The 12,236-nt window shown below is 47.8% G+C and carries 5 protein-coding genes; 2 read left to right on the forward strand and 3 right to left on the reverse strand.

Features of this window, described 5'->3' with window-relative positions; all coding sequences use genetic code 11:
- Nucleotides 1-24: 24 nt before the first annotated feature.
- Nucleotides 25-5,772 (reverse strand): choice-of-anchor I family protein, encoded by a 5,748-nt coding sequence (locus SPB21_RS06415; protein ID WP_499866028.1) that lies wholly within the window; start codon nucleotides 5,770-5,772, stop codon nucleotides 25-27.
- 589 nt (nucleotides 5,773-6,361) lie between these two features.
- A complete protein-coding gene (locus SPB21_RS06420) occupies nucleotides 6,362-7,108 on the reverse strand; it encodes a hypothetical protein (protein ID WP_163659312.1) in 747 nt (248 codons plus the stop codon).
- A 440-nt stretch (nucleotides 7,109-7,548) separates the two neighbouring features.
- Between SPB21_RS06420 and SPB21_RS06425 the strand changes: the two genes are divergently transcribed.
- Nucleotides 7,549-7,902 carry a response regulator transcription factor gene (locus SPB21_RS06425; RefSeq protein WP_499059186.1) on the forward strand — a complete coding sequence of 118 codons (354 nt, stop codon included), beginning with the start codon at nucleotides 7,549-7,551 and terminating at the stop codon, nucleotides 7,900-7,902.
- 67 nt (nucleotides 7,903-7,969) lie between these two features.
- Here SPB21_RS06425 and SPB21_RS06430 read toward each other — a convergent pair whose 3' ends face one another.
- Nucleotides 7,970-9,211 (reverse strand): response regulator, encoded by a 1,242-nt coding sequence (locus tag SPB21_RS06430; protein ID WP_163659310.1) that lies wholly within the window; start codon nucleotides 9,209-9,211, stop codon nucleotides 7,970-7,972.
- A 1,120-nt stretch (nucleotides 9,212-10,331) separates the two neighbouring features.
- Here SPB21_RS06430 and SPB21_RS06435 point away from each other — a divergent pair.
- Nucleotides 10,332-12,218, forward strand: a complete 1,887-nt coding sequence (locus SPB21_RS06435; RefSeq protein WP_499866029.1) for a methyl-accepting chemotaxis protein — start codon at nucleotides 10,332-10,334, stop codon at nucleotides 12,216-12,218.
- Nucleotides 12,219-12,236: the final 18 nt, after the last annotated feature.

Below are 12,236 nucleotides of genomic sequence, written 5' to 3' on the forward strand. Positions count from 1 at the left end.
CCCTGAATGCCTGCTAATAGAGCATTAAGCAATTAGCTGAGTAAAGGACGTCTCATCCAATAAAGTTGTTACGTTCTGAACCACAGCTAGATTCTCACCCCCCGTGCTTAACAACAAATCATTGCCTTGCACTGTCTGGGTGATGGCTCCAAAGCTTAAATCTCCCAGCAGACCAATAAAGTCGGTACCCACTTCAAAGTCAGTAATGGTGTCAGTGCCGTGACCCACTGCAAAGGCAAAGGTATCACTACCTTGACCACCGGAGAAGTTATCGCCAGTGAGAGTGTCGTTGCCGACGCCGCCATGGAGCAGGTCATCGCCGTCGTCACCCCAGATCAGGTCATCCCCTTCATCCCCAAACAGCAGGTCGTCACCGCCCTTACCGCCGATACGGTCATTGCCGGCACCGCCAAAGATGGCATCATCGCCACCTCTACGGCCCTGGGGATAGCGGTTGTTGAGGTCACCGCGAAGAATGTCATCACCATCGCCACCGCTAATGGTTTGGTCACCCTCACCACCTGCGAGGGTATCAGCTGCGTCGGTACCGACAACATCGGCATCGGGCTCAACACCGCCATTACCGCCGCCATTGCTACCGCCATCAATAACGGTATCCTCACGGAAGGCCAGGTTCTGGATGCGAGTATCCTCTTCTCGACCAGCATCCGCATTGTTAAAGGCAGTCTCCTCTGTGCCAAAGTTGGCGGCTAGATATTCTGCCAATGCATCTTGCTCAGAACCATCGGGGGCAAATGTGGCCGCACCGGTACGGGCCGCATCGTCTTCTTGGGCCAGCTGGACTACATCGCGGTCAGGGAAGGGATAGCCATCGCCACCGCCTGCTAGGAAGTTAAGGGTAACCATGCGGAAGGTGCGGCTGGGGTCACCCACCAGTTCACCATTTTGAACAATCACATCGGCGTCGTTGCCGTCTTCGTCAAGAACAACTAGAGATTGTACCCGGTCATTGGGGTCAGCTGTCAGGTCAAAGCTAAATTCTAAACCACTTACCTGGGGGAAGCGTCCTTGGGTATTGCTGTCATCGGGGCTGCTGGCGGCAATACCGTGTTCGATAACGGCAAGCAATTCTTCGGCGGTAATTGTCAACAGGGTAAGGCCATTGTTAAACCGCAGGCTATTGACAATGTCGTTTTCAGAAATGCCACCTTCGGGTTTCACTCCAGGAATCTCTTCGTTGGGTAGCAGCTCTGGCTCACCAGTGCCACCGGCGGGAACAACGACGCGACCGATGCCATCACGGATACCGCCACCGTTCTTGATGGAGATAACGACATCGGAATCAGTTTCTTTTGCGATCGCAAGATTTGCATCCGCCGTCAGATTACCCAAATTAGTTTCTTGGGTGCGTACGCTCCCCCGCACACCGTTGAGGTACACATCGCTAACCCCAAAGACATTGCTTTCCTTAGCAACAATCACCTCTTCCAGGGCATCGACAATCTCCTGAATGTCAGGATCCACCAAGTTCTCTGCATTCAGATCAGCCACACCCTGTTCATCAGTGGCATAGGCACCGCTCACCTCAGAGTCATAGCTTTCAGGGATAATGATGCCATTCTCATCAAAGTCAATCACCAAACGACCCACATACTTGTAGTTGCCATCGGTATTGACAATGGCGACGGGATTACCATCAGCATCGGTGGTGAAAATTGGGTAAGTGCCCTGGTCAGTGTCACCATCACGGGGACGGTCGTTTTCATCAAACAGACGGGTGTTAGACCCACCGGCAACAATTACGTCCACATTACTTAGACGCGTGGCCAGCTCTTGCTCAATGCCAATTTGTTGCATGTGAGAGAGAACAATCACCTTGTTCAACCCAGGGTTGAGGGCCAGCATCTCATCCACGTCTTGCTGGATCTCTGCTGCTAGGGCATCCAGCTGCTCAGACGTAGGTACACCATCAAAGGGCTGGGGTAAAACAGTCACATCACCAGGATTAGAGATGCGAACATTCACATTGTTGATGGTGGGGGTGGTGGCACCGACAACGCCAATCTGTTCACCCCCCACGTCAATCACCGTGGTGGCTGCGATGCTGTTGGGCTCAGGAGCCTGATCGTCGGGGACTACCAGGTCTGCCAGATTTTCATCGGTGCTGAAGTCCAGGTTGGAGCTGAGATAGGGGAACAGAGCACCCTCAAATGACTCATCTACGTCTGGTGTCGTGGGGTCATCTTCAGCACCGGCAATCAGGTCGCGCACCAGGTCGGTATCCAGGTCAAACTCATGGTTACCAAAGGCGATGGCCTCAAATCCGAGTTCATTCTGAATCAGAATGTCAGCACGACCGGCACCGCCAAAAGCCTCTTCACTGGCGGAGAAGAACAAGCCAGGAATAATGGCATCACCGGATGACAGGGTAATGGTGTTATCAAAGTCATCCCGCAGGGCGTTAAGGACGGCGGAGAATCGGGGGGCATCTTCTAAAGCAGGAATGCCAGCTTCTTGGTCCGCTGCATGGAGTAGCTGTAGGGTAAAGGTAGAGGGTGCAGTCACAGTTTCTTCTAAGGTAAATCTTGCTACTAAAGGTTCATGGTCACTAGCCACAACAGTGTCAGTAAACTGTGCACCGTTGTCATCGCGGGGGAAGTCGTTATTGACATGCACGATGTCGAATTCGGCTCCGTCTAACAACGAGTCGGTGACAAATATGTGGTCCAGAACCTGACTGTTGCCATCAAAGATAAAGGTGTAGGCATCATCATCGGCAACAGCTTGATCCACCAGGTTGGTTAGCACTCGCTCATCGCCAGTACCGGGCAGAATCTCAGCCAGGTCGTTGGTGAACTCAAAGGTATTGAGGTCGCCCAACACAATTACCTTGGCATCGGGATTGGTGGCCACAATGTTGTCTACAAAATCGTTGAGAGCCTGAGCTTGGGCTTCGCGTTCTTCTTCGCCTGCTTGTACAAAGGGCTGAGGTCCGCCGTAAACAGGAGAAGAACCAAAGCGAGAGGTGAGGTGATTATTGACCACGGTCACCAGATTGCCGTTAAACTCAAAGTTGGCCACCAGTGGCAGGCGAGTGCCATCAAAGGCAGGGGCTTGATCGATAGCGGCAAAGGAGTCTAGGGTGACCCGGTCGGGGTTGTACAGGTAAGCGTTGCGGATGTTGCCACCGGGAACGCCGCCCTGGGTGCCATCTTCTGGAGCCACGTCGAAGAACTCGTAGGTGGGACCGCCAGCAGCTGCGATCGCATCCACCAAAGCCTGTAATGTGGCCGTCGCATCCACGGTGCCGTCATTGGTCACACCGCTGTCATCCTGAATCTCTTGCAAAGCAATAATGTCAGGACTATTGAGATTGTTAACCACTTGCTGACCCAGCAGTTCAAACTGTGCTGTATCAGTACCGTCGGCGGCCAGGTTGAGCACATTGTAGCTAGCAACAGTGAGATCATTGTCGCCACCTACCAGATCAGTAACCTCCTGCTCTAGACCGCTGGGGGTAATGTCAAACTCTTCGGTAACATTTACCTCAAAGTTGCCAAAGCTATAGCCAACAACACCGGTCACATCACCCAGCTGATCGCCCACGGTGAGGGCGGGGGTATCAAAGCCCTCAGGCAACAGGTTGGGATTGAACTGAATCTGCACCCGCTCGGGATTTTGATCGCCTGTATTATCAGGACCAGAGTTGAGATTAATGCTGCCCCGCGCAGTCAAACCATCTTCAGGAGTGACGCCTGCACCCTGGTTAGGTAAGGTAACCGCCTCAGCAGAGAATCTACCAAATACCCGGGTGGGAGATACAGCCACTGCATCCTCAACCGTAACGCGCATGCCCTCTAAACTCTCGTAAAAGTCAATGGCATCTTCATCGGGGTCAAAGTTGCCACCGGGTTCCTGTAGGTTGACCGGTAGTTCATCATCACTGATGACAATTTCACTGGGCGCAACTCGGCCGCTTTCACCAATCACCGTGGCTTCTGGTAAATCATTTCCAGAGGAGAGGATGACCACATCTGGATCAATGAGCTGGGTAGTAGAGAGTTCGTTGGTGCGAGAAACCACTTCACTGACTTCACCAAACAGACGCACCTCGTCCCCAATGCTAACGGTGGGACTGCCGCTAGTGGAGATAAACAAGCCTTCGGATGTGGCATCATTGCCATCATTAACAGCAGATTGCACATAGAAGCCACGGAAGTCAACGGCTGTGACAATACCTTCGGTTTGTACCAACTCACCTTCTAACGGAGAGACATGACTTGCACCCTGAATCTCAGAGATGGTAGCAGCCTGCACATTAGTTTCATACACTGCGAAGGTATTGGACTCTTCGTTGGCAATTGTTAGCAACGGCTGACCAGTGGGGCTGTCTTCTGCCGAGATAAAGGTCAAACCCTCAGGGGCAATATCCTCATCACTGCGGGCATACTGCACAAATTCAGGGTTGGTGGGATCGCTCAGGTCATACACCAACACACCCCCGCCAGCCCGCTCTAGACCCACAAAAGCAAAGGGACGACCACCAATTTCGCCCACCGTAACTGCCTCAGGCTCAGCCCCCTTGTTGTCAGAGCGGTTGTCAACCTCAGCGGGGTCACCATCGTTGGCATTAAACAGATCGGGAGTCAGTTCAGCCGTAATCTCAGCAATCTGGCTACCGCTGTCAAACACCTGGTTGCCATTGTCATCCCAGATGGAGAAAGAGCGAGCCCCGTAGGAGAACAGCTGATCGATGTCGCCATCGCCATCAATGTCGCCGTCGATGGAGGAAATTGTTAGGCGGCCCAGATTTTCGTCGTCAGCGATGGCTGGATCAAAGCGCTCGTCGAGGGACAATCCACTACGGCCAAAGGAGGTAACGTCACCTAAATCACCCACACGGATCGCATCGCCACGGGCATCTTCGTCTGCATCTCCCCGGTCATCACCTTCATTAGCGGTGATGTAGAAGGTTTGACCATTCACCTCAAAGGAGGCAATGGAGTCTGGCATGTACATGCCAAACACAGGTTCGGTATCGATGTTGATGCCGCCATCGCGATCGCTAGCATCTAAGCCTACCTGACTAAAGTCCTTAAGCCCCAGGGGAACAATCCCCTCAACTTCATTCGTTGCCAGATTGAGCACAGCCAGGGCATTGTTTTCTTGCAGTGTGACAAATGCCTGGGTGCCATCGGGAGAAACCGCCACATACTCGGGTTCAAGATCCTGAGCAACTGTGGCATTGGGAAAGATGCGCACACCATCAGCCCGTAGGTCGTTCTCACGACCGTTGAAGGCTTCAAACCCAACAGTGGTGACACTTGCCTGAGAAATACCGGTCAAGCCACCGGATATGTCAATAATGCTAATGGACCCGTTGGGGTCCACACCGTTATCGGGCTCGCCTTCGTTGGCGGTCAGCAGCTTGGTCCCATCAGGGCTAAAGACAACGTTGTCGGGCAAAGCCCCCACCTGCACAACCTGGAATGCGTTAGGCTCACCCGCGATCACAGCGTCGATGTCGGCAACCGCGACAAAACCAGGGTCGGTTTGAGGGTCAGCACTAACTGCGATCGCAACCACCCCATTGGCAACCGCGACACTGTTTACCCCATCAATGTTAGGAATAAAATCCGCAACATCTAACACACTAAGCAGATCAGGGTTATGGGGGTCAGCCAGGCTCAGCAACTGTACTTCAGTATCACCACTCACCATGAACACAGCATTGGTAGCTGAATCAAAGGCCGCAATCTCAGCACCAATATCACTGGTAAAACTACCAATTCTCTCTAAAAAATCCGTCATGGTTTCTCCCAGAAATTAAATAATTGCTAGCGGACTACATTTCCATGGCCCCAGGGGAGAAGATAGGCTGATGAGCTGCTCCCCATGGCGGGCGACTGTTGTTACGTTTGAACGAAGGATCTCATTGTCAGGGCAGTTATACCTTGCACCCAAGCCTCATCAGCAGTACCCGTCGGATAGGAATAAAACTTGGCATGATAAACAGGAAGCCTGACTTTAAAAGCAGGCAACGCGATGAGCATAACTAGCTCCGTATAACAGTTCAGTAGAACCGTGTCCCCCAAGCAGTAGTAAACGCTAGCCCGACAGACAAAGTAATGCTTCCAGGTAAAGATGGGTTTATGGAAACGTTATCGTCGGAGGAAACAATCCGGATAGAACGGTGAAGTTTACAGAAACTTTTTTAATCAATCATTTCTTTTTGGTTTAAATATGATGTTGCGAAGCTTGAATGTGGTACCCAGAAATAATTCAGATTAATATTGAATATTCTCGCAATGGTACCCCCAGGGAGAGAACACCATGGGTACCATTGAGTACATACGGGGGCATTCCTGTTTGCGATCACCACCATCAGACACGCTAAAGACTACTCAACCTCAGCCCCATTGATGTCATCTGTAGTTAGCTCTCGATTAATGGCAGAATCACGTTGTCTATCCTGCGCTTCCTGCTGAACCGTAGCTTGGAGCAGTAAAATTTCGGCATCTATGCGCTCACGTCTGGCAGTCCAGACTCGATTTAGAGATGCAACACCAGCCTCATGGGCAATGATTTCGTCATTGTCAATTTCCTTAGCAATTTGAAACTGGCGTTTCCGAAATGCAACTTCCTGAGAGGTTACCGTTGGTTCAGAAAGAGGTAATGCCATATCCTTTGCTTCCAGCAACTGCTTAGCGTGCAGCACCATGATTTCGCAATCAAGTCGAAATTTTTCAATCGACAGTACATCCCGTTTAGCAGTTAGGGCTGCCTGGCGATCTAACTCTGCTTGCTCCTCTATATATTTAGCAAAATCAGTCTGATACTGCCGTAATTGAATTTCCTCTTCAGTAATGATTGAAGGAATGATCGGGACTGAGCAGGTTGATGGCACCGCATAGACACCAGGCAAAGCACGGGCAATCAGCCTAACGTCGGATGACGACTGAGATGATTCAGAAGAAGATTCCAAACTAGATTGCCCATCTCCTCCGTTAGAAGAGTGTAGTGGGAACGAAGCAGGCATTCGCGCTCCCATGGCTGACACACTAGCCAAGCCAATGCACAAAATAGCCACAATCAGTGATTGCAATACATTAGGGGCAAATCGCCATGTTCTCTGACTATTCTTCATCTCAAGTCTTGGGCACCAAACAAAACAATATTGACTATTGACATCTTTCAATGTGTGCCGAGCATTTTCTGGGAAGCTCCGGCCCTACTGACGCAAAATTCCCCAAAGAAACGTATCGTCACTAACAATATAAAAATTTTGCCCACACTAGCATTCCCAACAGACTGTCAAGTCAGATTTTAGCGCTCGGCGTCTTGATTACTCTATGGGTATTGGCGTACAACCCCATGCTCTTAAACATTTTTTGATCAAAAACACAAGGGCTATTTAAATAATTCACATTCAGCATATAGTTTGAACCATCATTTCCTGTGGTTCCGTCTTTCTAAGCTTTTTATCCCATAAATACCGCCCAAGTACTGAATACATCTAAGTTTGTTGCCCGAGCCTTTCACCGTCTGCTGTAATGAAGTAGTAATTTACTACAGCCTTAATACACAGTGGCAACTATCCTGATTGTCGAAGATGAGCCTCAAATTACAGCCTTTCTAACGAAAGGGTTTCGCCGGGCTGGGTATGAAATATATACGGCCCAAAGCGGTGTTCAAGCTCTATCGCTAGCCACTTCAAACAATTTTGACCTCATTTTGTTAGATTTAGGGTTACCTGACCTGGATGGTCTGTCGATTCTTAGTGCAACTCGCTCTCAAGGGGTGCAGACACCGATCATTGTCATAACAGCACGAGACAGTGATAATGATCGACAACAATCCCTATCATTGGGAGCCAGTGATTACATCACCAAACCGTTTAGATTTAGCGAGCTTTTACGCTACGTTCGTGCTTACATCTAAGAAATAGTCGCCGATAGGTTCAACTGTTAGGGCACCTCATTTAAATAATCACCCCATTACCCCATCCCTAATTCGATAATGGTTGGAGATATTTACGAATCATACTGAGCAGTTCGTTAGGCTCTGGTGGTTTCACCAAGAATTCTGTTGCACCGGCCATACTGGCCCGCGCCCGATCAACGGGTCTACTGCGCCCAGTCAGAATAATAATCGGTGTGTTTTTAAAGGTGGGTGTGTCTCTTAAGAATCGACATATATTATAGCCATCAGCGTTGGGTAGCATGACATCCAACAGTATTAATCTAGGTACATGTTCAATCAGCTGAGAAAAACCCTGCATGGGTTCTTGAATAATCAACGTGCGATAGCCAGCCGTAGCCAATATTTTCTTGAGACTGTGAGCCAGCACAGGACTGTCATCAATGCAGGCAATTAGAGGTTGGTCATCTGTGGCTTGGGGAGCCGGTGCAGACTCAATAAAGGATGAGACAGGTTTTTCCAGTTTTGCTGAAATGGTCGACGCCGAAAATGTTCTTGATTTACGGGATACAGATGACGTTGTTGAACGAGTTGAAGTCTTTGAGGACTGCGATATGGAGAGTTTAGCTTTGGATAGTGGTAAGTCAGGTATAGTCCTTAATTCTAATGCCTGATTCTTAATCAGGGGCAGTAGATGCTGGGTGACCTCGACAATGGACTTATCAAGCTTTACGGCAATATCCCACAGTGTGTTTCGACCAGTGAAATATTGTTGGGGCAATTGCAATATTTGTGGTTCTACAAACGTTTTCAGGACAGGAGATAGGCTAGGGTTAAGCCCCATTAATCCTGTTGCCTGCCATTGCTGTCGAAGGTTTTGAACTGTACGATGCGTCATCTTGGTTTCCCAAGTGGATAGCGCCAGACTTCGAGATACTTGGGACAGTGACAATTTGCTTGGCTGCCAGTGATGTTGGAGAAACTTACACAGGCTTAACTCAAATAAGCATTCTTGGATAATTGCACGAATCATTAGTTTGGCGCGAATCAAACTTAAATGTTTTTGACTCACTCCAAAATCTAGCCACTGCATCTGCCAGGGCTCATCCGTTGAGGGGTGTATTTCTGTATTAGCCCAACTCACGTTAGGACAATACTTTTCAAAGTTTCTGTTCCAGCGTCGAACAACATGTGTATTATCCACAGCGTAGAGCAATTGTCCTTGGATAACGGTGAGCTTCCAGCTCAACTGTTGATTGCTGAAAATCAAGTATCCATCCAAGTTTGTGTTGGGAAGCTTTAACAGCTGAGTCAGCTCTGTAATTTCCATCGGTAACAGTATTTAAGGGTGCGATGATTGCCAAGAAGCTCCTGATTTTAAGCGCTTCTCGATTGAGATGAATACACGCTGGGATAGTGGTTAAGGGGAATGCATTGGCAGTCCTTTAACCAAAAAGTATCAATAATATAAATAAGACTATGAATAGTGTTTAACCAACAAACCATCCACGTAAGAGAGGATTATAGCCAACTCAAATAAAGTATCTCGCACTAAAAACAAAAGCTTAATGCGAATTAACAATTAACCAATGATGACTTTGATGATAAATTCTAGAGATCAATCGGACTAATATCACTCCACTGATAATTAGTAATATTTTCAAAGCTAATCGTTTTTGGCTAGGTAAAGCACCTGTCTTGCTTGAACTTTAATCCTATCAGCAACTTTTTTAAAGATGTAGTAAATCAGCCCAAATCACGAATATACTTTTCAGTTTCGCAGTGAGTTATAGAGAATTTCTAATGGTTTTCAATGGAAATAACTATTAGACTTTTGTCTATACAAATTGCTAGATCCTTTGAATAAAGGTGATTTGCCATCCTTGGTAGAGATAGGTACTAGACTTTTGTCTAGAAAGGTAGCTGCAACCAATTGAAATAGAGGGCTTCTGGTGTTCTTTGTTATGAACATATATCTTTCATTATCCCTCTCTGAGCTGCTAAAACTATAGCTTAATTTTGGCTTTTTTAGAGGATTAATAGTCAAATATAGTTCTTATTCTTGGATAAATAAAACAGTTAGATCAGATACAAAAAACTTTCGTTTTTAGGTGCTCCCATAAATGAGAAAATTTTTATTTTTGGGTTGCTTTTATAGATTTTTTAGATGAGAAATCTTTCATGTTTTAATTGTTCTGATGGTGCCTGAGTTTTATTTTTTATTTTTTATTTTTTTTTTGATATCTATCCTGATTCTGACTCATTAGGAAGTCATGTTTTGGTGTGTCTAATTAAAGTTGATAGATTCACTTAATGGGATAGGCAACAATATTGGCTGAAGTCTCAAATATGCATTGAATCAGCGAAATTGCAGCGTCTCCTCATTCTTTGCACCTCATTCTCAGTTTTCGTCTAATTTTTAGTTTCTTAATCTCAGAAGAGCACTCACCATGTTTGCAAACATCTTTGGCAGCTTCCAAAAACTTAAAATCCAGCAGCAGCTTCTACTTCTGATTATCTTGAGCGCAGCAATTCCAGCCTCAGTCGTTGGACTATTGGGTACAACCTCTGCCAGTAATACCTTAGGCAACAATGCGACCGAGTTACTACAGGAAGAGGCGCAGGAAACTACTGATGAAATTAGTACTTTTTTGACAGGGCTCAATGAGGATGTTCTGTTTCTGAGTAAGCTGCCTCCAGTTCAGGGGATGATCCGTGCCCGTGCCAACGGTGGTACCGATCCTCAAGATAATTCTTCCTATGATGAATGGGCTGGTCGTCTACAGGATGTCTTTCAGAGCATCATGGAGGAGAAGCCTCAATATATGCAGCTGCGGTATATTGATGAGTCTGGCGAAGAGCTGGTGCGGGTAGATTCTGATGGTACTTCAGTGACTCCCATTCCGAGGTCTAAGTTGCAGAATAAAGGGGACCGGGGTTATTTTACTGAGACGGTCTCGTTATCACCCGGTAGCGTTTATACATCACCCGTGAATCTCAACCAGGAACAGGGAGAGATTGACAGACCCTTTAAACCGGTTATTCGCTATGCTACACCTGTGGTAGATGCATCCGGTCAGCAGCGGGGAATTATCATTTCCAATGTATTTGCCAATAAGTTTTTAGAGTTTCTGAATGATTCAGAGGAACTGCAGGACGAGGAGCTACAGCTCGTTAACCAGGAAGGTTATTTTCTCGCTCACCCAGACTCTGACAAGTTGTGGGGCTTTGACTTGGGTAAAGAGGAAACCCTGGCAAAGGAATATTCCCCAGAGCTGGCGGAACAAATCCTGTCCAGTGAATCGGGCACCATTAACCTGGATCAACACATTATTGCTTATCAACGGTTTGTGCCTAATCCAGATCGACCCTATGCACTGACTGCGATCGCAAAAGTACCCCGTAGCGAAGTATTTGCCTCGGTTAACTCATTCAAACTTTTCGCAGGTTTAACCGTTGTATTATCTCTGGGGCTGGTGATTCCGTTTGCGATTTGGCGTGGACGGCAGTTAGTATTGGTGCTCGAAAAAGTATCTTCTAACATTGCTACGTCTACCCAAGAAATGGCCTCCACTGTGGCCCAGCAAGAACGGATTGCTAACCAGCAGGCTGTTTCGGTGAATGAAACGACCACCACGATGGACGAGCTAGAAGCGTCTTCTCGTCACGCGGCTGAACAGGCAAGTGCCGCCGTTGAAGCCGCAAAACTGGCTTTTTCGGCCTCGGAAGAAGGGGCGAATTCATTGAATGCCAGCTTGGAGGGTATGTTTAGTCTGGAGCAGAAGGTAGATGAGATCGCAGAGCAAATTGTTAATCTCAGTAGCCAGGCGGATCAAATTAGTAATATCTCCCAACTGGTGATTGACTTTGCCAACCAAACCAATATGCTTGCGCTTAACTCATCGGTTGAAGCCGTCCGAGCAGGAGAACATGGTAAGGGATTTGCTGTCGTTGCCAACGAAATTCGTAAGCTGGCAGACCAAAGCCAGCAATCAGCTGACAAAATCAACAACCTGGTGTCTGACATTCAAAAAGCAATTAATGAAACCGTCATGGTGACAGAGGAAGGTACCAAAACTGTGAAAACAGGTGTGGAAATCGCCAAGCGCACAGAATCAGCCTTCAATCAAATCCAGGATTCTGTCAATCAGGTGGTGATCAATAACCAGCAAGTGTCACTGAACCTCAAACAGCAGGTAGATGCCATCAAACAGGTTGTCCACGCGATGGAACTGATTAACCGGGGTGCTCAGGAAACGGCTGGTGGTTTGAACCAAACCAAAGTAGGTACAGATCAGCTAAATGAGGCCGCTCTAGACCTGGAAAAGATCATCTAGGCCCTGACTGCATCATGG

This window comes from Leptothoe sp. ISB3NOV94-8A (assembly GCF_043421595.1).
Classification (GTDB): domain Bacteria; phylum Cyanobacteriota; class Cyanobacteriia; order Phormidesmidales; family Phormidesmidaceae; genus Leptothoe; species Leptothoe turfae.